The sequence below is a fragment of the Microbacterium sp. SS28 genome, assembly GCF_022761035.1.
Lineage (GTDB): Bacteria > Actinomycetota > Actinomycetes > Actinomycetales > Microbacteriaceae > Microbacterium.
Map to the genome: position 1 here is coordinate 275,254 of NZ_JAKWJP010000005.1, position 20,057 is coordinate 295,310.

14 protein-coding genes are annotated in these 20,057 nt (G+C 70.7%); 9 read left to right on the forward strand and 5 right to left on the reverse strand.

The annotated features are described in order from the left end of the window. The first annotated feature begins 245 nt into the window (after positions 1-245). Positions 246-1,853, forward strand: coding sequence for a DEAD/DEAH box helicase (locus MJ607_RS15350; protein ID WP_243076474.1), 1,608 nt, complete (start codon positions 246-248; stop codon positions 1,851-1,853). Positions 1,854-2,041: 188 nt separating this feature from the next. Here MJ607_RS15350 and MJ607_RS15355 read toward each other — a convergent pair whose 3' ends face one another. Together MJ607_RS15355 and MJ607_RS15360 are read right to left on the reverse strand one after the other, a co-directional pair. Then, positions 2,042-3,601 (reverse strand): glycoside hydrolase family 6 protein, encoded by a 1,560-nt coding sequence (locus MJ607_RS15355; protein WP_243076475.1) that lies wholly within the window; start codon positions 3,599-3,601, stop codon positions 2,042-2,044. A gap of 132 nt (positions 3,602-3,733) precedes the next feature. Then, positions 3,734-4,582, reverse strand: coding sequence for an alpha/beta hydrolase (locus MJ607_RS15360; protein ID WP_243076476.1), 849 nt, complete (start codon positions 4,580-4,582; stop codon positions 3,734-3,736). 101 nt (positions 4,583-4,683) lie between these two features. On the opposite strand from MJ607_RS15360, the gene MJ607_RS15365 reads away from it, so the two are divergent. Continuing rightward, entirely contained in the window at positions 4,684-5,142 is a 459-nt protein-coding gene (locus tag MJ607_RS15365; RefSeq protein WP_243076477.1) for a MarR family winged helix-turn-helix transcriptional regulator, read from the forward strand. A gap of 5 nt (positions 5,143-5,147) precedes the next feature. Then, on the forward strand, positions 5,148-6,479 hold the full coding sequence (locus tag MJ607_RS15370; RefSeq protein ID WP_243076708.1) for an MFS transporter: 1,332 nt from the start codon (positions 5,148-5,150) through the stop codon (positions 6,477-6,479). 67 nt (positions 6,480-6,546) lie between these two features. Here MJ607_RS15370 and MJ607_RS15375 read toward each other — a convergent pair whose 3' ends face one another. The 3 genes from MJ607_RS15375 to MJ607_RS15385 all read right to left on the reverse strand — a co-directional run bounded on the left by MJ607_RS15375 (position 6,547) and on the right by MJ607_RS15385 (position 10,957). After that, positions 6,547-7,578 carry a PHB depolymerase family esterase gene (locus tag MJ607_RS15375; RefSeq protein ID WP_243076478.1) on the reverse strand — a complete coding sequence of 344 codons (1,032 nt, stop codon included), beginning with the start codon at positions 7,576-7,578 and terminating at the stop codon, positions 6,547-6,549. A gap of 236 nt (positions 7,579-7,814) precedes the next feature. Beyond that, positions 7,815-10,268 carry a glycoside hydrolase family 2 TIM barrel-domain containing protein gene (locus MJ607_RS15380; RefSeq protein WP_243076479.1) on the reverse strand — a complete coding sequence of 818 codons (2,454 nt, stop codon included), beginning with the start codon at positions 10,266-10,268 and terminating at the stop codon, positions 7,815-7,817. Next, positions 10,265-10,957, reverse strand: a complete 693-nt coding sequence (locus MJ607_RS15385; protein ID WP_243076480.1) for a TetR/AcrR family transcriptional regulator — start codon at positions 10,955-10,957, stop codon at positions 10,265-10,267. Before MJ607_RS15385 ends, MJ607_RS15380 begins: the two co-directional genes overlap by 4 nt. Positions 10,958-11,149: 192 nt before the next feature. Between MJ607_RS15385 and MJ607_RS15390 the strand changes: the two genes are divergently transcribed. The 6 genes from MJ607_RS15390 (at position 11,150) to MJ607_RS15415 (ending at position 19,988) form a co-directional block, all read left to right on the forward strand. Beyond that, positions 11,150-12,679, forward strand: coding sequence for an ABC transporter substrate-binding protein (locus MJ607_RS15390; RefSeq protein ID WP_243076481.1), 1,530 nt, complete (start codon positions 11,150-11,152; stop codon positions 12,677-12,679). Between the two features lie 77 nt (positions 12,680-12,756). Continuing rightward, on the forward strand, positions 12,757-13,698 hold the full coding sequence (locus MJ607_RS15395; protein ID WP_243076482.1) for an ABC transporter permease: 942 nt from the start codon (positions 12,757-12,759) through the stop codon (positions 13,696-13,698). Next, on the forward strand, positions 13,695-15,581 hold the full coding sequence (locus MJ607_RS15400) for a dipeptide/oligopeptide/nickel ABC transporter permease/ATP-binding protein (RefSeq protein ID WP_243076483.1): 1,887 nt from the start codon (positions 13,695-13,697) through the stop codon (positions 15,579-15,581). The genes MJ607_RS15395 and MJ607_RS15400 overlap by 4 nt, the downstream gene beginning before the upstream one ends. After that, positions 15,578-16,435 carry an ABC transporter ATP-binding protein gene (locus MJ607_RS15405; RefSeq protein ID WP_243076484.1) on the forward strand — a complete coding sequence of 286 codons (858 nt, stop codon included), beginning with the start codon at positions 15,578-15,580 and terminating at the stop codon, positions 16,433-16,435. The genes MJ607_RS15400 and MJ607_RS15405 overlap by 4 nt, the downstream gene beginning before the upstream one ends. Beyond that, the gene (locus tag MJ607_RS15410; protein ID WP_243076485.1) at positions 16,432-18,864 is read left to right on the forward strand and encodes a glycoside hydrolase family 3 protein; all 2,433 of its coding nucleotides are present in this window, start codon (positions 16,432-16,434) and stop codon (positions 18,862-18,864) included. The genes MJ607_RS15405 and MJ607_RS15410 overlap by 4 nt, the downstream gene beginning before the upstream one ends. Then, positions 18,861-19,988: a serine hydrolase domain-containing protein gene (locus MJ607_RS15415; RefSeq protein WP_243076486.1), complete on the forward strand. Its 1,128-nt coding sequence runs from the start codon at positions 18,861-18,863 to the stop codon at positions 19,986-19,988. The genes MJ607_RS15410 and MJ607_RS15415 overlap by 4 nt, the downstream gene beginning before the upstream one ends. Positions 19,989-20,057: the final 69 nt, after the last annotated feature.

Genomic DNA, 20,057 nt, shown 5'->3' on the forward strand with positions numbered 1-20,057 from the left:
GTCGCGCTCGCCCCCCTGTCCGAACGCTTCGGGATGCCGCGACCCGGCACTCAGGAAGCCACATGCCACGGCTGGTACAGTGGGCGGGCGGCCCCTGTGCCGCTGCGTCGACGTCATGATTCCGGCCTTCTGAGCCGCGGCGTCCTTTCGATCGGCGAACACATGCGCTGCCCCATCGTCCGTGGCCGCGTGTCGCCCACCTATCGCGCACCTTCCCGTGTGCGCGCCTTCACGAAAGCACCCCTATGTCCTCCTTCCTCTCCCTCGGCGTGCCCGAGAACCTCGCCGCGGTCCTCGCGGCCGACGGCAAGACCGAGGCGTTCGCGATCCAGCGCGACACCCTCCCCGACGCCCTCGCGGGTCGCGACGTCCTCGGACGCGGCCGCACGGGCTCCGGCAAGACGATCGCCTTCGCGCTGCCCCTGGTCGCCCGCCTCTCGAACGCCAACGCGGCCCGCCGCACGTCGGGCCGTCCTCGCGGACTCGTCCTCGCCCCCACGCGCGAGCTCGCGACGCAGATCGCGGCGACGATCGCGCCCCTCGCCGAGGCAGCCGGCCTCAACGTCACGACGATCTTCGGAGGCGTGAGCCAGCGCCCGCAGGAGCAGGCGCTGCGCGCCGGCGTCGACATCGTCGTGGCCTGCCCCGGTCGCCTCGAAGACCTCATGAAGCAGAAGCTCATCGACCTGAGCGCCGTCGAGATCTCGATCCTCGACGAGGCCGACCACATGGCCGACCTCGGGTTCCTCCCGGGTGTCACGCGCATCCTCGCCGCCACGCCGCAGGGCGGGCAGCGCATGCTCTTCAGCGCGACGCTCGACCGCGGTGTCGACGTGCTCGTGAAGAAGTTCCTCCGCGACGAGGTGCGCCACGAAGTCGACGAGTCGAGCGTCCCGCAGGGCGTCATGACGCACCGCGTCTTCGTCGTCGCCGGCACCGAAGAGAAGACGGCGCTCGTGCGCCACCTCGCTTCGGGCCGCGGCCGTCGCATCCTGTTCACGCGCACCAAGCACCAGGCCAAGAAGCTCGCGAAGCAGCTGACCGCCTCGGGCATCCCCGCCGTCGACCTGCACGGCAACCTGTCTCAGCCCGCCCGCGAGCGCAACCTCGCGGCCTTCGGCGCCCAGCCCGAGAAGGGCGGCGTGCGCGTGCTGGTGGCGACGGATGTCGCGGCCCGTGGCGTCCACGTCGACGAGGTCGAGCTCGTGGTCCACGTCGACCCGCCCGTCGAGCACAAGGCGTACCTGCACCGCTCGGGCCGCACGGCCCGCGCCGGCGCCGAGGGCGTCGTCGTGACGGTGGCGCTCGACGGTCAGCGCGGCGAGGTCAAGGACCTCCTGCGCAAGGCTCAGGTCTCGGCGGCGCTCGAGCCGGTCACGGCATCGCACACGACGGTGTCCGAGCTCGTCGGCGAGCCCGCGGCCCACGTCACCCCCTCGGCGGAGCCGGTCCAGGCCCAGCGCAACTCCGGCGGGCGAGGCGGACGTCCCGCCGGCTCGGGCGGCGCGGGCTCGGGCCGCGGCAACGGCCACGGCAGCGGCCGTGGCGCGGGCAGCGGACGCGGCAACGGCCAGGCGGCCGGCGGCTCGACCGCCGAGAGCACGGGCGGCGCGCGCCGTCGCCGCGGCGGCTCGGGCGGCGGCCAGGGCGGTCAGGGCGGCCACGGCTCGACGCCCCGCTCGGGCGAGAAGCAGTCCGGCGGCCAGGCCCGTTCGGGTCAGGCGCGCACGCAGGGCGGCTCGTCGCAGGGCGCCAAGCGTCAGGACCAGTCGGCGCGCCCGCGGTTCACGACCGGCAGCACGGTCGCCGAGATCCGCGGCTCGCGCACAGCGGGGCGGCGCGCACGCGGCTGAGCCGCGGCCGGGCCCACGCGCCCGGAGGCTCCGCGCAACGCGCCAGCGGTGCGTGGAGTGGGCGTGGGGACCGTCCCCCTCTGTCAACACATCGGTGTCGCGGAGGGAGCGGGTGGGGGGATGCCCCGATCCCTCCGCGAGTGGTGCGGAGGGCGCCCGCCGCGTCGGCGAGCGCCCTCCGGGCCTGATCAGCGCGAGGTGCAGGCGGCTCCGTTGAGACGGAACAGCCACGGCTCGTCCGCCGCACCCTTGCCCGTCACGACGAACGCCGTCGTCTTGCCCGACCGCAGGGTCGAGGCGACGCGCGGAGCAGTCACCGTGACATCCGCCCCGCTCTGCGCGTACGAGCCGCCGACGACCTTCGTGATTTGCTGAGCTCCGCCGAACGACCACGAGACGGTCCAGGGGCTGAGCGTCGTCGCGCCGTTGTTGCGCACCGTGATCGCAGCGATGAAGCCCTTCGCGACCTTCGTGCCCACGACGTGCACTTCGCACGCGAGCGGTGCGAGCGCCGGCTGGGAGAGCGAGATCAGCTCACGCGCCTGCGCCGGGAACCACTGCCCCGCGGCGGGGTCCTCGACGCCGCGCTCGGGGTCGAGCGGACCGCTCGTGCCGCGGTAGCACTTGCCGTCGGACTCGCCCGGCACCTTGATCCACAGGTACGCGTCGACGAGCGCGATGCCCGTCTCGGTCGTCGGCTGCGCTCCGACCCCGCGTCCGGGCGGGTTGCACCAGACCTCCGGGTCGCCGCCGGGCGTGTACGGCGCCGCGGGACCCGCCCACGGACCCGTCCCATTGCGGCTCGTGTCGAGCACGAAGTGCGCCTGGGCCGCGGCATCCCGCACCACGCCGGTGTCGGCGTACGCCTTGTCGTAGGCGGCGTCGGAGAGGCCCCACGTCGAGAAGTCGCCCGGGTTGGCGGGGTAGTACTGGCTTGCGCACCAGCCAGGCTCCCACCACGACTTCTCGGACAGATTGATGCAGTCCGAGATCCATGTGCCGTACTTCACGAGCCGCTCGGTCTCGACGTAGTTCGACGCGTTGAGGAAGAAGCCCGCCGTCCGTTCGACGCCAGCCTTGATCAGGCGATCGGAGATGTCGCCGACGCCGAGCCAGCCGCTGTGGGTCCCGTCGAGGTAGACGGAGGTCGCGCCGAGCGCTCCGAGCGCGTCGACGGCGTGGTTGAGCTGCGCATACCGGTCGGATGCCGCGGTCGCGGGGTCGAGCTCCGCCGGCTTGCACCACTCGGCGCCGCCGTTGATGTCGGTGTTCCAGGGGATGATCCCGAGCCCGTCCGGCTCGAGGATCACCGTCGCAGGCCGCCCGCCGATGCCGGCCGCGAGACCGTCGATCCAGGCCTCGTAGGCCGCCGTGTCCTTCGCGCCGCCCGCCGAGTACTGCGCGCAGTCGCGGAAGGGCAGGTTGTAGGCGACGAGCACGGGCTGCTCCCCCGCCGCGGTGGCGTGGTCGACGTAGAGCCGCGCGGCGGCTTCGACCTCGGCGGGCGTGCCCTTCGTGAACCATTCGGCCGAAGGGATGCTGCCGAGCAGCTGCGCGTCGGCGCGCGCCTGCCCACTGAGTGACTGTGCGGCTTCGAGGGTCGTGCTGAACGGGTTCGCGTACAGCTCTGAGCCGGGCAGCCCCGAGTCGTCGGCGTGTGCGGGTGAGATGGCGATGAGGGATGCCGCGGCCAGCGCCGAGGCCGCTCCGGCGGCCGCGAGGGCACGCCGGAATCGGGGTGAGGTCATGTCGCTCCAGGGGGTCTTCGTCGACTCCGCCCGCGTCGTCGCCGGCGGTCCTGCACGGCTGTGGGAGCGCTCCCACGACACCGCTAAGACTCAGGATGGCGCATGCCTGCGCAGGGAGTCAATGGCGAAGTGTCAGTCCCGCGACGGGAAGCGCTTGTCGAGCCACGCGATGACGTCGGCGCGGACGTCCGCCTGCATGACCTCGTTGAAGATCTCGTGACGCGCGCCGGGGTAGACGAGCGTCGTGATGTCGGTGAGCCCCGAGCGCGCCCGGTAGGCGTCGGCGAGCTTGTGCACGCTGCGGGGTCCGCCGACGGTGTCTTCACGACCGACGAGCAGAAGGAGGGGAAGGTCGTGGGCGAGATTCCTGCGGGGCCGCCCGAAGATCTTCGCGACCTCGACGGGGCCGAACAGCTCCATGGGCGACTTGTCGGTCGTGAGCGGATCGGCAAGGAATGCGGCGCCCACGGCGGGGTCGGAGGACAGCCATTCGACGCCCGTCGACTCGTTCGAATCCCACGGCTTGTTGTGACCTCCCGTGCGGAGCCAGCCGGGCATCCGGTAGGCCGAGCCGGACAGGATGAAGCCGTCGAACCCTTCGGAATGGTCGTTGATGAGCTTCTGCGTCAGGAACGAGCCACCGGAGTGCCCGAGCACGACGACAGGGAGGTCGGGGTTCTCCTCGCGGGCGATCTGCGCGATGCGCCAGACGGCCGCGAGCGTCGCACCGACACCGCCGGGGCCGAGGCGTCCGAGCTTCTCGACATCGCCGTGCTGCTTCATGCCGGTTCGCCCGTGCCCACGCAGGTCACCCGCGTAGACGATGTACCCGTTCTCGGTGAGCTGGTCGATGAGCGCGCCGTAGCGCCCCGAATGCTCGCCGACCCCGTGCATGATCTGGACGACGCCGCGCGGCTCGCGCTTGGCAGGGTGGACGTCGTAGACGATCGCGATGCCGTGCGCATCGGTGAACTCGGGCATGCGCACGAGTCTAGAGCCGCGGGATGCCGCGCCCCCCGCCTGTGCACAGGGTCGCCACTCGCTTTACTTAGCCAAACTAATGAGCTAGGCTAACGATCCTGATGACGACTTCTGCGACCCCCGAGACCGACGCCCACACCGAAGAGCTCGCCGCCGAAGCATCCGAACTGCGGATCGCCACGTTCCGCCTCGCCCGCCGCCTCCGCGCGGAGCGGGCCATCGACTCGATGAGCGACGCCCAGTTCGCGGTTCTCGCGACCCTCAAGGTGCACGGACCGCACACGCTCGGAGAGCTCGCCGAGCGCGAGCGCGTCTCGGCGCCGTCCATGAATCGCACCGTCAACTGTCTCGAGGAGTCGGGCTACCTGACCCGCACCCCCGACGAGACCGACCGGCGCAAGGTGAACATCGCGCTGGCGGATGCCGGTCTCGCCGTCGTCGAAGAGACCGTCCGGCGCCGCGATGCGTGGCTCGTGACCGTCCTCGCCGAGCTGCCGGCCGAGGACCGTGCGCTGCTGACACGGGCCGCCGCGATCATGCAGTCGGTGGTGGCACTGTGAGCGCGATGTTCCGCTCGTTCTCGGTCTTCAACTACCGCGTCTGGTTCATCGGGGCGCTCGTCTCGAACATCGGCGCGTGGATGCAGAACACGGCGATGAGCTGGGTCGTGCTCACCGAGCTCACGAACAACGACGCCGGGGCCATGGGCATCACGATGGCGCTGCAGTTCGCGCCTCCCCTCCTCCTCGTCGGCGTGACGGGGTGGGTCGCCGACCGCTTCGACCGGCGCAAGCTGCTCGTCCTGACACAGAGCCTTCTGCTGCTGCTCGGCACGGCCATCGGCATCCTGCTGCTCACGGGCGTCATGACCCTCGGGATCATGTACGCGTTCGCCCTCGCTCTCGGCGTCGTCGCGGCGTTCGACAATCCGAGCCGGCAGGCGTTCGTGTCCGACCTCGTGGCGCGCGAGAACGCGTCGAACGCCGTCGCCCTCAACGCCGCGTCGTTCAACGGCGCCCGCATGATCGGACCCGCCGTCGCGGGCATCGTGATCGTCGCGGTCGGCACGGGGTGGGTCTTCCTCGTCAACGGCATCGCGTTCCTGGCCATGATCGGCGCGCTCGCGCTCATCCGTCCCGCCGAGCTCATCCCCCGAGCGAAGGGCCAGGGCTCCGGGCGCCTCGCGGACGGCTTCCGCTACGTCGGCAAGCGCCCCGACCTCATCGTGACGTTCGCCATGGTGTTCATCATCGGAGCCTTCGGCATGAACTTCCCGATCTTCGCCTCGACGATGGCGCTCGAGTTCGGGCAGCAGGCCGACGGGTACGGCCTGCTGAGCTCGATCCTCGCGATCGGCTCGCTCGTGGCCGCTCTGGCCGCCGCGCGCCGCGACCGCGCGCGCATCCGAGTCGTCGTCGGGGCGACGCTGCTCTTCTCGATCGCCGCGACGGTCTCGGCGTTCATGCCGACGTACTGGCTGTATGCCGTGACGCTCATGTTCACGGGATTCGCGGTCGTGACGATGCTCACGACGGCGAACGGCTACGTCCAGACGACGACCGATCCGGCTCTGCGCGGCCGCGTCATGGCGCTGTACATGGCGATCCTCATGGGCGGCACGCCCATCGGCGCCCCCATCGTCGGGTGGGTCGCGGCGCAGTACGGCCCGCGCGTCGCGATCCTCCTCGGAGCCGCGGGCGCGCTCGTGGCCTTCGCGATCGGGACGACCTGGATGCTGGCATCCGGCCGCGTCCACCGCCACGAGTCGCGACGATTCCGCCTCTCGATCGACGAGACCCGCCCCTTGCGCGTCGTGACCCCCGCGGAGTTCAGCGACGAGGTCGCCGGAACGACGCCGTTGCGCATCCCCGGTCCGGCATCCGCCGCGCGGTCCTGACGCACGGGTCGGCCCCGCGGGCACGAAGAAGGGCGGGGGTCCTGCGACCACCCGCCCTCCTCGAGGATCAGCCTCTGCGCTGGTGCGCCGAGAAGAAGCTCCACATGGCTTCGGAGGCGCTGATCTCCTGAGTGGTCGCGCCGAGCGGCGAGAGGTCGACGGACGTCCCCGGCCACGTGTGGCCGCCCTCCGCGACCTCGTAGAGCACGACGTCGGCCTGACGGCTGCACTTGCTCCACGTGAGAGTGCGGATGGAAGCCGAGTACTGGGCGACCTGGGGTCCGACCCGGCACTCGTTGATCTGCGCCCAGCGTGCGGCTGCGGAGTTGACGCTGTAGCCCCAGCGAAGGTCCTCGTTGCCCGGGTACGGATTGACGAAGTCGGCCGTGCCGTGGAAGGTCGCGACCGCGACGGGCTGGGCGGGCGTGCACGTCGCCGGCACCGCCGTCGTGAAGTCGGAGGCATCCGCACGCCCCGCGCGCAGGCCCGCCACAGGGGCGATCGCGGCGAAGACGTCGGACGCCTCGCACGCGAGGGCCGACGCCATGCGCCCACCGCCCGAGAAGCCGGTCGCGAAGACGCGGCGGTCATCGACGCATCCGGACGCATCGATCTGCGCGACCACGGCGCGCAGGAACGCGACGTCGTCGCGCGATCCGGGCGGCGGATACGTGCCCGAGGTGAGCGGCACGCCCGGCACGTTCCAGGCCCAGTTGCCGTCGGGCAGCGTCTGCGGGAAGGCGATGTCGCCGGTCGGCTCGACGACGATGAACCGCTCGCGGTCGGCGAGGGTGCGCAGATCCGAGATCGAGGCCTGGACCGATCCGTTGGCGTTGGATCCGTGCAGATCGACCACGAGAGGGAGCTTCTGGCGGGGCGGAGCCGCCGGCACGTGCACGAGCACGGCGTAGTCCGCTCCGTCGAACGACACGTTCACGCGCGAGTCGCCCGTGGCGAGCGTGCGGACGCACGAGCCGACCGAAGCCGGGGCTGCAGCCGTTGCGGCGGCGGGTGCGAGCAGGGCGCCGGCGACAGCCAGCGCGACAGCGACGGAAGCGGCGATCGCCGACCTCCGCCACCGGGTCGAGAAGTGAGACATCAGAACTCCCTTGTCCATCTCAATACCTAGCGATCACTAGATTTTCAAAAGGCTAGTGCCATTCGGGTTCTGCGCACAAGAGTTGACTTCGGCGGCCCGGCGCATCTCGACCGACCTCCGCTCCCCGCCCGCGCGCGCCGAAGCGCATCCCCGCCGCTGCCCTTCCCCGGCGGCCGGGGACCGGGGCGGGCGGGGGCGCGGGTGGGTGGGGTCGTCAGGAAGCCGCGAACCGGCCCTCAGGCCGCGACGACGGAGACGGATGCCGCGGGCCGGCCCGCAGCCGAGACGGTCACGGTGATCTCCCCCGGCCCGGTCGGCCGAACGATCGCGAGCGCGCGGCCGTCGTACGTCGTGATCGAGGGCCCTGCGAGCGACTCCTCGGTGCGGGCGCGACCCGTGCCGACGCCCGCGAGCACCGCGGGACCCTCGACCTGGACCGTCACGAGCACATCGGCGTCGCACGGCACCGAGCCCGCGGCGTCCTCGAGCACGATGCCGACGAACGCGAGCCCGTCGACGGCGATCTCGGGCTCCTCGGCGCGCGCGACGAGCGTCGCCTCGCCCGCCGTGCGCAGGACGTGGCGCCCTGTCTCGACCCCGCCCGTGCGCGCGACCGCCACGAGCTCGCCGGGGCGGTACTCCGTCACGAAGCGCGCGAGGAAAGCCTTGTGCTCTCCCACGGGCGCGACGCCGAGCGAGACGCCGTCGAGCAGCAGCTCGACCTCGCCGCCCTCGGCGTACACGTCCACCAGGACCGGCTCGCCGGGAGCGGCATCCCATGTCCACGACGACACCGCGTCGTGCCACGACCAGGGCGTCATCGCGATGGGGCGTCCGTGGTGCTGGGGGCGGTGCACCGCGATGTACGGATCGGTGCGCAGCCCGAAGACGATCTCGCGATAGTACGAGATGGTCCGCCGGTGGCCCGTGATGTCGAGGTCGCCGCTCTCGGCCAGGAGGTACGGGTACGGCCCCGCCGTTCCGGTCGGGACATAGCCCTCGGCGTCGGTGTAGTCGACGCGGCCGATGCCCGCTTCGCCGAGGTAGTCCCAGCCCGTCCAGGTGAAGTCGCCGATGACGTGCGGGAGTCGCTCCACGAGCCCCCACATGACGTCGATCTTCTCGGGGAAGGTCTCGGAGCCCACGATGACCCGGTGCGGGAAGAGCTCGGCGTCCAGCTCGTAGCGCGAGTCCGCATAGTTGAAGCCGACGACGTCGAGGACGGATGCCGCCTCCTCGGTCGACTCCGTGACGAGCTGCGACGCGTTCATGCGCGCCATCTGCTCGCCCATGCCGGCCATCATCGTGTTGGGGTCGGATTCTCGCGCATCGGGCGCAATCCCGTCTGAGGAAGACTGCGCCTCGGCCTCGGCCATGGCCTCCGACATGCGGTCGAGGTTCGCGATGATCCCGTTGATGCCGTTGGTGACGAAGCGCGTGTCGTCGAGAGCGCGGACGCCCTCTGCGAGGCGACGGCCCCACGCGGCTCCCGCCGGTGTCCCGAGCTCGAGGATCTCGTTGCCGATCGAGTAGAGAACGACGCTCGGGTGGTTGAAGTCCTTCGCGACGAGGGCCGCGACATCCCGCTCCCATCGATCGGGGAAGGACCCCGCGCCGTCGAACGCCGTCTTGGAGCGCGTCCACACGTCGGTCAGCTCGTCCATCACCAGCACGCCGTGCCGGTCGCACGCGTCGAGCATCGCGCGGCTCATGGGATTGTGCGCGCTGCGGAGGGCGTTGAAGCCCGCGGCTTTGAGCAGGCGGACCCGGCGATCCTCGGCCGCGTCGATCGTCGCCGAGCCGAGGGCGCCGTTGTCGTGGTGGACGCACGCACCCCGCAGCTTCACGACCTCCCCGTTGATGCGCAGACCGTGCTGCGGATCCAGCTGCAGGCGGCGGATGCCGAACCGGGCCGTGTCGCGATCGATGGGCGTGCCCTGCTCGTCGTTCAGCGTCGCGTCGACGACGTGCAGCGCCGGGTCCTCGACGCTCCACAGTCGCGGCGACGGGAGAACGAGGCGCGCCCGAGCCGTCGCGGCCTCGCCCGGCAGCACCGTGACCGGCGCCGACGTGGTCGCGATCTCGCTCCCGTCGGGGCCCGCGATCGACCAGGTCACGCGCGTCGTCCGCGCGTGACGCGTGTCGTTCTCGACCGTCGCGGCGACCGCCACGACGGCGCGCCCGGCATCGATGTCTGGTGTCGTGACCCGCAGGCCGTCGAGCGCGAAATGCAGTGGATCCGCGACGACGAGGTGCACAGGTCGATAGATGCCCGCACCGGAGTACCAGCGGCTGTCCTTGTGCGCTTTGGCTTCGACGGTCAGGCGGTTGGCGTCACCGAAGCGGAGGTACGGATCGAGGACCGCGGAGAACGACGAGTAGCCGTTGGGCTCGTGCGCGATGAGATCGCCGTTGAGGAAGACGGCCGCGTCACGGTAGACGCCCTCGAACTCGACGATGACCGTCTTGTCGCGCCATTCGACCGGCACGTCGAAGGTCTTCTCGTACTCGAACACGCCCCCGGGGTGGTACCCCGTGTGCACGCCCTGGTCGCTCTCGGCAGACCGCGGCAGATCGCGGATCGCATCGTGCGGAAGCGTCACGGGACGCCAGGTCTCGGGGCCCCGCGCCTCGAAGGCGCCGAGCTTCGGGCCGACCGTCCAGCCGTCGAGGAACGGGATGCGGATCATGCGATGGCCTCCTCTTCCACGTCGTCGGCGGCGGCCGCGGCGTCGAGCGCCTGCTCGATCGCCGTCAGGTCGAAGCCCGTGACGAATCCGCGGAAGAACTCGGCGAGCGCATCTGCCATGTCGGTGGATGTCGGATCCAGCAGCCACTGCACCTGGAGGCCGTCCATGAGCGCGATCGTCGCGACGGCGGCTCGCCCTGGATCGACTCCCGGGAGGAGCCGGCCGCTCTCGGCGATCCGCACGAAGGACCGCGTGATCGACTCGCGCACGAACACGTAGCGCCGGATGAAGTACGCATGCGCCGGATGATCGGCCGAGGTCGCCTCGGCCGAGAGCGTGCAGTAGAGCTCGATGACGCCGGGGCTCGCGGCGTTTCGCCGGGCGAGCGATACGAGACCCCGAAGTGCCTCGACGCCGTCTTCGACGTCGAAGTCGACGATCGAACGCGAGAGATCGTCGCGGTGGTCTAGGACGGCCTGCAGCAGCAGGCTCTTGCTGCGGAAGTGGTGGAGCAGACCCGCCTCGCTCATGCCGACGCGCTGCGCGACATCGCGCAGCGACCCCGCGCGATACCCCGACTCGGCGAACACCTCGAGCGCGGCATCCAGGATGGCCTGTCGCTTGGCCTCGCTCTTCGCGTACTCGCCGCGAGGCTTGCGCGCCGCCTTGGGCGCTGTGGCATCCGTCATCGCTACACCGTATCCGTTCGACCGAGCCGGATCGGCGTCGAGCGAAAGACCCTTCATATGACCGTTCTATAACGAATTCCAAGCAAGCGCTAGTTTTTTAGGGTAAAAACCTAGCGCACACTCGGAATTGCTGTTACGTTTCCCAGCAGAAGGCGATCCGCAGGGGTTTCGCCGCCAACGGAAGGACCAAGGATGTTCCGATGGAAGGCCACAGCAGCCGCTCTGGCGGTCGCCGCCATCGCCCTCACCGGATGCGCCGCGAGCGGCGACTCGGGATCGGGTGACGGCGAAGGGGGCGGCACCCTCACGCTCGGTGCGCTCCTCGCCCCGACGACGTTCGACCCGGCGGGCTCGGAGTGGGGCAACCGCGCCCCCTTCTACCAGTCGGTCTACGACACGCTTCTCCTCGCGACGCCCGAAGGGACGATCGAGCCCTGGCTCGCGACCGAGTGGTCGTACAACGACGACAGCACGGTCCTGACGATCACGCTCCGCGACGACGTCACGTTCAGCGACGGATCCACCCTCGACTCCGCCGACGTCGTGGCGACGATGCAGCGCTCCAAGGACGGCGCCGGCCCCGACAAGGGCTACTTCAACAACGTGTCCACGATCGAGGCGCCCGACGCCACGACGGTCGTCCTGACGCTCAGCGCGCCCGACCCGGCACTCCTGAGCTACCTCACCCGCACCGCAGGGCTCGTCGCGAGCTCGGAGTCGCTGGAGAGCGCCGACATCGACACCACGCCGGTGGGCTCAGGCCCCTACGTGCTCGACACGAGCGCGACCGTCAGCGGCACGAGCTACGCGTACACGAAGAACAAGGACTACTGGAACCCGGACGCGCAGCACTACGACAAGCTCGTCATCAACGTCCTGGGTGACGTGACCGCCGCGCTGAACGCCATCAAGGCGGGCGAGGCGAACGGCGTGAAGCTCGCCAACAACGACAACCTCGCCGAGGTCGAGGGCGCCGGCTGGACGATCAACGCCAACGAGCTCGACTTCCAGGGCCTGCTCCTGCTGGATCGCGCGGGCACCCAGGCACCCGAGCTCGCCGACGTCAAGGTTCGTCAGGCGATCAACTACGCGTTCGACCGCGCAGGCCTCCTCAAGGCGATCGGCGCCGACAAGGGCACTGTGACGACGCAGGTCTTCAACGCCGCGAGCGCCGCGTACGACCCCTCGCTCGACGAGTACTACACGTATGACCCCGAGAAGGCGAAGGAACTCCTCACGGAGGCCGGCTACCCCGATGGCTTCACGCTGAGCATGCCTTCGGTGACGGCATTCGGCACAGCGGCCCCCACGCTCGTCCAGCAGCAGCTGGCCGACGTCGGAATCACCGTCGAATACACCGAGGTTCCCCTGAGCAACTTCATCGCCGACCTGCTGGCCCCGAAGTACCCGGCGTCGTTCATGGCTCTCGAGCAGAACCCGGACTGGCAGCTGGTCCAGTTCATGATCTCCCCGACCGCGGTGTTCAACCCGTTCCACTACGAGGACCCGCAGGTGAACGAGTACATCCAGCAGATGCAGTTCGGCGACGAGGCTGCGCAGGAGACGGCAGCCAAGGAGCTCAACGCCTACATCGTCGAGCAGGGCTGGTTCGCCCCGTTCTTCCGCGTGCAGGGCAGCGTTGCGACCGACGCCAACACGTCAGTCGAGATGCTTCCGACGAACGCCTTCCCGGCCATCTACGACTTCGTCCCGAAGTCCTAGCAGCCACTCCGGCCCGCCCGACACCCGATCGGGCGGGCCGGACCCCTCTCTCACTTCCCTGAGATCTGGAGCGCAGCATGCTCACGTTCATCATCAGACGCATCCTCGCCGGCGTCGTCCTCCTCTTCGTCATCTCCGCCCTCTCGTTCGGTCTGCTGTATCTCGACAGCGCCAACGTCGCGCGGCGGATCCTCGGTCAGAACGCCACCCCCGAGGCTGTCGTGCAGCTGACCGAGAAGCTCGGTCTCAACCGGCCCCTGGTCGTGCAGTACTGGGACTGGCTCACGAACGCCCTGACCGGCGACCTCGGCCGCTCGTGGTTCAACGGCCAGCTCGTCTCGGTGAGCCTCTCGGGTCGCATCGCCGTGACCCTGTCGATCGTCATCGGGACGACGCTCGTGTCGGCGATCATCGCCGTCATCCTCGGCGTCCTCGCCGCCCGCCGTGGCGGCGCAGTCGACGGCACCGTCCAGGTCGTCTCGGTGCTGGGCTTCGCGATCCCGGGCTTCCTCATCGCCCTCTACCTCGTCCTGATCTTCGCGATCAACCTGCAGTGGTTCAAGGCCACCGGCTACATACCCATAACCGAGTCCTTCACGGGCTGGCTGTCATCCGTGACGCTGCCGATCGCCGCTCTCTCGCTCGGCGCGATCGCCGCCGTCACGCAGCAGGTGCGCGGATCGATGATCGACGCCATGTCGCGCGACTACGTCCGCACGCTCCGCGCCCGCGGCCTGAGCAGCAACAGCGTCGTCTACAAGCACGCGCTGCGCAACGCCGGAGGACCTGCCCTCGCGATCCTCGCGGTGCAGTTCATCGGCCTCCTCGGCGGCGCCGTCATCGTCGAGCAGGTCTTCGCCCTCCCGGGCATGGGCCAGCTCACCGTCCAGGCGGGCGTCCAGAACGACATCCCCGTGATGATGGGCCTCGTCGTGGCCTACGCCGTCATCGTCCTCATCATCAATCTGACCATCGACCTCGCGCAGGCTGCGCTCAACCCGAAGGTGCGACTGTCATGACCGCCATCGAAGTCCCGCCGGCGATTCCCGTCCCGCACGTCAAGACGTCGATCATGCGTCGGCTCGTGCGCAAGCCCGTCGGCCTCATCGCACTCCTCTACCTCGCGTTCGTCGTCCTGATGGCGATCATCGGACCGTTCATCGCTCCGTACGACCCCAACCAGGCCTCGCTGCAGCTCGTCCTCGCACCGCCGAGCGCCGAGCACCTGCTCGGCAACGACAGTGCGGGTCGCGACGTCCTCTCGCGACTGCTGTGGGCGACCTCCGTGACACTCGCCGCGGCATCCCTCGCCGTCGTCACGGCGCTCGTCATCGGCGTCATCGCGGGCCTCATCGCCGGCTACTTCAAGGGCTGGTTCGATGGGATGGCGTCGTGGGTGACGTCGCTCATCATGGCTCTGCCCGGCATCGTCGTCCTGATCGCGGCCCGCGCCGTGCTCGGCCCGTCGGTGTGGTGGGCGATGCTCATCTTCGGCATCCTGCTCTCCACCGCCTACTACCGCCTCACGTACGCGGCCGTCGTCGGCGTCCGGGGCGAGCTCTACGTCGACGCCGCGCGGGTGTCGGGCCTGTCCGACATGCGGATCATCGGCCGCCACATCCTGTCGGTCGTCCGGGCGCCGATCATCATCCAGACCGCGATCATCGCGGGCATCGCGATCGGCATCCAGTCCGGCCTCGAGTTCCTGGGTCTCGGTGACATGACGATCCCCACGTGGGGCTCGATGCTCAGCGACGGCTTCGCGAACATCTATCGGCAGCCGCTGCTCATGCTGTGGCCGTCCCTCGCGATCGCGACGACGTGCATCGCCCTGACGCTCCTCGCCAACGCGATGCGCGACGTGCTCGAGCGCACCGCGACCGTCCGTCGCCGTCGCCGTCGCGCCGTGTCGTCCGCGACCTCGTCGATCGCGGCAGTCACGACGTCGATCGCGACGAGCGGAGGGGATGCCGCACCCATCGAGGACTCGACGGAGCTGCCGGTCATCGGCGAGACGATCGTCCACCCGGACGACGTCAGCACGGCACAGCGTCCGCAGGAGGCGGTGCTGTCGATCCGCGACCTGCGCGTCGCGTATCAGCAGCCCGAGGGCGCCGACATCGAGGTCGTCCACGGCGTCTCGCTCGATGTGCGCAAGGGCGAGATCCACGGCCTGATCGGCGAGTCCGGCTCGGGCAAGACGCAGACGGCGTTCGCCGTCCTGGGCCTGCTGCCCCGCGGCGGTCACGTCTCGGCCGGCTCGATCGACTACGAGGGAACGCAGCTTGCGGATGCCTCGGAGCGCGTCTACGCGGGCATCCGCGGCAAGCGCATCGGCTACATCCCGCAGGAGCCCATGTCGAACCTCGACCCGTCGTTCAAGATCGGCTACCAGCTGGTCGAGCCGCTGCGCAGGAACCTCGGGCTCTCGACCAAGGAGGCGACGGCCCGCTCGCTCGCGCTGCTGGACCGCGTCGGCATCCCGAACCCGAAGCGCACGTTCGACGCCTACCCGTTCGAGGTCTCGGGCGGCATGGCGCAGCGCGTCCTCATCGCGGGCGCCGTCTCGACGGACCCCGACCTCATCGTCGCCGACGAGCCCACGACGGCCCTCGACGTGACGGTGCAGGCCGAGGTGCTCGACCTGCTGCGCGACCTGCAGCGCGAGCGCGGCATGGCGATGCTGCTCGTGACGCACAACTTCGGCGTCGTCGCCGACCTGTGCGACCGCGTGTCGGTCATGCAGCAGGGCCTGTTCGTCGAACAGGGCCCCGTCCGCACGATCCTCACCAACCCGTCGCACCCGTACACGCAGTCGCTGCTGGACGCGATCCTCGACGAGGGTCCCGCTCGGCCGCCGCTGACCACCGCAGGCATCGGCTCGGAAGGAGCACGGTCATGAGCATCCTGCTCGATGTGAAGGACCTCGAGGTCGCCTATCCCGGCAAGGGGTTCCGCGCCAAGCCGTTCCAGGCCCTCAAAGGCGTCTCGCTCGACATCAAGCCCGGCGAGACCGTCGGTCTCGTCGGCGAGTCGGGTTCGGGAAAGACGACCCTCGGTCGCGCCGTACTGGGCCTCGCGCCGGTCACAGGCGGATCGATCGCGTACGCCGGGCGCGAGATCGGCCACCTCAAGCGCCGCGAGCGCCGAGCGCTGTCCAGCGAGATCCAGGTCGTGTTCCAGGACCCGTACTCGTCGCTCAACCCGTCGCTCACGGTCGAGCAGATCCTCGCCGAGCCGCTCACGGCGCGCGGCGTCCCGGGCAAGGACGCGAAGGCCCGCGTGCGCGAACTGCTCGACAAGGTCGGCATGCCCGCGAACGCCGCGGGCCGCCTGCCGCGCGAGTTCTCAGGCGGTCAGCGGCAGCGCGTCGCGATCGCACGCGCGCTCGCCCTGGACCCGAAGCTCATCGTGTGCGACGAGCCGGTCTCGGCGCTCGACCTGTCGACCCAGGCGCGCGTCCTCGATCTCTTCATCGAGATCCAGGAGCGCACCGGCGTCGCGTACCTCTTCATCTCGCACGACCTCGCCGTCGTCCGCCACATCAGCCACCGCGTCGCGGTGATGTACCACGGCGAGCTCGTAGAGACCGGCGAGGGCGACCAGGTCACCGCGCGTCCCGCGCACCCCTACACGCAGCGGCTGTTCCTCGCCGCGCCCGTGCCCAACCCCGACGAACAGGCCGAGCGCCGCATCGCGCGCCGTCGCCTCATCGACGAGCAGGCCGCCGCACAGACCGAAGGACAAGCCGCATGACGACCCCGACGACCTCCGCCCAGCCCGCATCCGTGCAGCACCTCGTGCCGCTGCTCGAGCAGCTCACGCTCGAGCAGAAGGCGGCGCTCGTCCAGGGCGCCGACTTCTGGACGACCGTGCCGCTCCCCGAGATCGGCCTGCGCGCCATCACCCTCTCGGACGGCCCCGCCGGCGTCCGCGGCCCCCGCTGGGACGAGCGCGAGCCCTCGCTCAACCTCCCCTCGGGATCGGCGCTCGCCGCCTCGTGGGATGTCGACCTCGCCTATCGCTACGGCGCGGCCGCGGCATCCGAAGCCCGCCGCAAGGGCGTCGACGTCGTCCTCGGACCGACGATCAACCTGCACCGCTCCCCCCTCGGTGGCCGTCACTTCGAGTGCTTCAGCGAAGACCCCGAGCTGACCGCGGGCCTCGCCGACGCGTACGTCCGCGGACTGCAGGACAACGGCGTCGGCGCGTGCCCCAAGCACTACGTCGCGAACGACTCCGAGACCGACCGCTTCACCGTCGACGTCCGCGTCGACGAGCGCTCGCTGCGCGAGCTGTACCTCGCACCCTTCGAGCGCGCCGTCGAGGACGGCGGCGCGTGGACCATCATGAGCGCCTACAACTCCGTCGACGGCGTCACGATGACCGAGAACGACCTGCTCGAGACACCCCTCAACAGCGAGTGGGGCTTCGACGGCGTCGTCATCAGCGACTGGACCGCCGTGCGCTCGCTCGACGCGATCCCCGCCGCTCAGGACCTCGCGATGCCCGGCCCCGCGCCCGCGTTCGCCGATCTCATCGAGGCCGTCCGCGACGGCCGCGTGAACGAGGCCGACATCGACCGCAAGGTCCTGCGCCTCCTGCTGCTCGCCGAGCGCGTCGGCGCTCTCGAGGGCACCGAGCCCACGACGCCCGCGCCGCTCGACGGCGTCGCGTTCACGCGTGAGGCCGGCATCGCCGGCACCGTGCTGCTCGCGAACGACGGCGTGCTGCCGCTCGACGCCTCGTCGCTCGGCAGGATCGCCGTCATCGGCCACAACGCCCGTGAAGCCCGCACGCAGGGCGGCGGCAGCGCGACAGTACTCCCCGAGCACATCACGTCGCCGCTCGAGGGCATCCGTCGCACCTTCGCGGGTGCGGAGGTCGACTACGAGCTCGGCGCGGTCGTGCAGGACGGCGTCGCCGAGATCCCGCTCGAGCAGCTCACCAACCCCGTCACCGGTGAGCCCGGTGTGCGTGTCACATTCTTCGACGCCGACGGGTCCCAGATCTTCACCGAGGACCGCCGCGCGACCGCGCTCGTGTGGTTCGGCGGCGATGCGCCCATCGGAGCGAGCCGTCAGGTCACGGTCGAGGGCGTCTACACTCCTGCGGAGTCGGGCGAGATCCTCCTCGGCTTCGCGGGTGCCAACCCCGGCCGCCTCTTCGTCGATGACGCCCTCGTGCTCGACGACTCCCCCGTGATCGAGGGCACCGACCTCGGCGCGGCCTTCCTCAACCCGCCGTCGCTCACGGCTCCCGTCACGGTCGTCGAGGGCGAGCCCCGCCGCTTCCGCGCCGAGATCGCGCTCGCCCCGGGAGGCGCCCTCGCGGGTGCGCTCTCGCTGACGGTCGGCATCGCGCCCGACGACTCCGACCCCGACGCGCTCATCGCGCGCGCCGTCGCGTCGGCCGCGGCATCCGATGTCGCGATCGTCGTCGTCGGCACCAACTCGAAGGTCGAGTCCGAGGGCTACGACCGCGAGAACCTCGACCTGCCCGGCCGCCAGGACGACCTCGTCCGCGCCGTCGCCGCGACCGGTACGCGCACGATCGTCGTCGTCAACGCGGGCTCGCCCGTCGTCCTGCCGTGGGCGGACGACGTGTCGGCGGTCGTGCAGGGCTACTTCGGCGGCCAGGAGTTCGGATCGGCGCTCGCAGCCGTCCTGAGCGGCGCAGCCGAGCCGGGCGGACGCCTCCCGACGACCTGGCCCGCCGCGCTCGCGGACGTCCCGGTCACCGACGTCACGCCGCAGGACGGCGTCCTGACCTACCCCGAGGGCCTGCACATCGGCTACCGCGCGTGGCTCAAAGATGCCGCTGAGCCGGCATTCCCCTTCGGCCACGGCCTGGGCTACACGACGTGGTCGTGGGGCGTCGCGCAGCGCGTCGGCGACGCGCTCGAGGTGACTCTCGCCAACACGGGCGACCGGACCGGCAAGCAGGTCGTGCAGGTCTACGCCGAGCGGGCCGACTCCGCGGTGGAGCGCCCCGAGCGCTGGCTCGTCGGATTCGCGACAGTGAGCGCCGCTCCCGGCGAGACGGTCACGGCGCGGGTCGAGATCCCCGCCCGCCGCCTCGCGCACTGGGCGGGCGAGTGGGTCGTCGAGCCCGGCGCCTTCACTCTGCGGGCCGGATCCTCGGTCGCGACCCTGCCGCTCTCGCTCGACTGGGACGTCGCGTGACGACGGAGGCCCGCCTCCTGCACGGGACCGCGGACGACCGGCTGGGCGAGATCGCAGACCGCCTCGAGGGATTCCTCGCGGCGGATCCCGACCTCTCGTTCCAGGCGGCCGCCTTCCACGACGGCGCGCCCGTGCTCGACGTGTGGGGCGGACCGCACCTGGCCGAGGACTCGGTCATGGTGCCGTTCTCCGTCACCAAGAACACGATCGGGCTGTCGGTCGGGCTGCTCGTCGAGCGCGGCGAGCTCGACCTCGACGCGCTCGTGGTCGACTGCTGGCCCGAGTTCGGGGCGCATGGCAAGGACCGCGTGACCGTGCGGCAGCTGCTGTCGCACCAGGCCGGACTGCCGCAGGCGACGCCCGCGCTCACGGTCGCCGAGCTGCTCGATGACCACGCCGCCGCCGAGCGGCTCGCCGCCACGACCCCGTTCTGGTACCCCGGCACGGCATTCGGCTACCACGGCATCACGATCGGCAACCTCGCGTCGGAGCTCGTGTTCCGCGTGACGGGACGCACCCTCCACGAGTTCTACGAGCAGGAGATCCGCGCACCGCACGGCATCGACTTCTACCTCGGGCTGCCCGCCGACCAGGACGCGCGCAAGGCGCGCACCCTCCCGATGATCAAGCCGGTCGCCGACACATCGACGATGTACGCGTCGCTCCTCGCACCGCTCGCGTTCGGGATGCCGGGGCCCCAGGTCGACCTCGCCAACGACGAGGTGAGCTGGCGCTTCGGCCACCCCGCCGTGTCGGGCACGGGCACGGCTCGCGGCCTCGCCCGCCTGTTCGCGGCGGCGGTCACCGGCGTCGACGGCGCCGCGCCCTTCCTCTCGGCCGAGACCGTCCTGACGATCGGCCAGCAGCAGGTGCGCGGTTACGACGAGGTGCTCGGCCAGCCGCATCGCTCGCACTCGATCGTGTTCCAGAAGCCGACGCCGACGCTCGCCTTCGGCGGGCCGCGCGCCTTCGGCCACGACGGCGCGATGGGCGCGCTCGCGTGCGTCGACCCCGACACGGGCATCGCCTTCGCCTGGACGATCGCCCGCGGCCCGTGGCCGGGCGGCGCCGACCCGCGGGCGCTGACCCTGGCGAGCGATCTGGGCACGATCCTCTCGCGCTGACACCCAATCCGACGATCCGCAACGGCACAGCCTGCCACCACCTCGAACCCGCATCCACGCCGCGCGCGG

Coding starts and splice junctions, on each gene's coding strand:
- MJ607_RS15350 (WP_243076474.1), top strand. CDS start 246: ATGTCCTCCTTCCTCTCCCTCGGCGTGCCCGAGAACCTCGCCGCGGTC.
- MJ607_RS15355 (WP_243076475.1), bottom strand. CDS start 3,601: ATGACCTCACCCCGATTCCGGCGTGCCCTCGCGGCCGCCGGAGCGGCC.
- MJ607_RS15360 (WP_243076476.1), bottom strand. CDS start 4,582: ATGCCCGAGTTCACCGATGCGCACGGCATCGCGATCGTCTACGACGTC.
- MJ607_RS15365 (WP_243076477.1), top strand. CDS start 4,684: ATGACGACTTCTGCGACCCCCGAGACCGACGCCCACACCGAAGAGCTC.
- MJ607_RS15370 (WP_243076708.1), top strand. CDS start 5,148: ATGTTCCGCTCGTTCTCGGTCTTCAACTACCGCGTCTGGTTCATCGGG.
- MJ607_RS15375 (WP_243076478.1), bottom strand. CDS start 7,578: ATGTCTCACTTCTCGACCCGGTGGCGGAGGTCGGCGATCGCCGCTTCC.
- MJ607_RS15380 (WP_243076479.1), bottom strand. CDS start 10,268: ATGATCCGCATCCCGTTCCTCGACGGCTGGACGGTCGGCCCGAAGCTC.
- MJ607_RS15385 (WP_243076480.1), bottom strand. CDS start 10,957: ATGACGGATGCCACAGCGCCCAAGGCGGCGCGCAAGCCTCGCGGCGAG.
- MJ607_RS15390 (WP_243076481.1), top strand. CDS start 11,150: ATGTTCCGATGGAAGGCCACAGCAGCCGCTCTGGCGGTCGCCGCCATC.
- MJ607_RS15395 (WP_243076482.1), top strand. CDS start 12,757: ATGCTCACGTTCATCATCAGACGCATCCTCGCCGGCGTCGTCCTCCTC.
- MJ607_RS15400 (WP_243076483.1), top strand. CDS start 13,695: ATGACCGCCATCGAAGTCCCGCCGGCGATTCCCGTCCCGCACGTCAAG.
- MJ607_RS15405 (WP_243076484.1), top strand. CDS start 15,578: ATGAGCATCCTGCTCGATGTGAAGGACCTCGAGGTCGCCTATCCCGGC.
- MJ607_RS15410 (WP_243076485.1), top strand. CDS start 16,432: ATGACGACCCCGACGACCTCCGCCCAGCCCGCATCCGTGCAGCACCTC.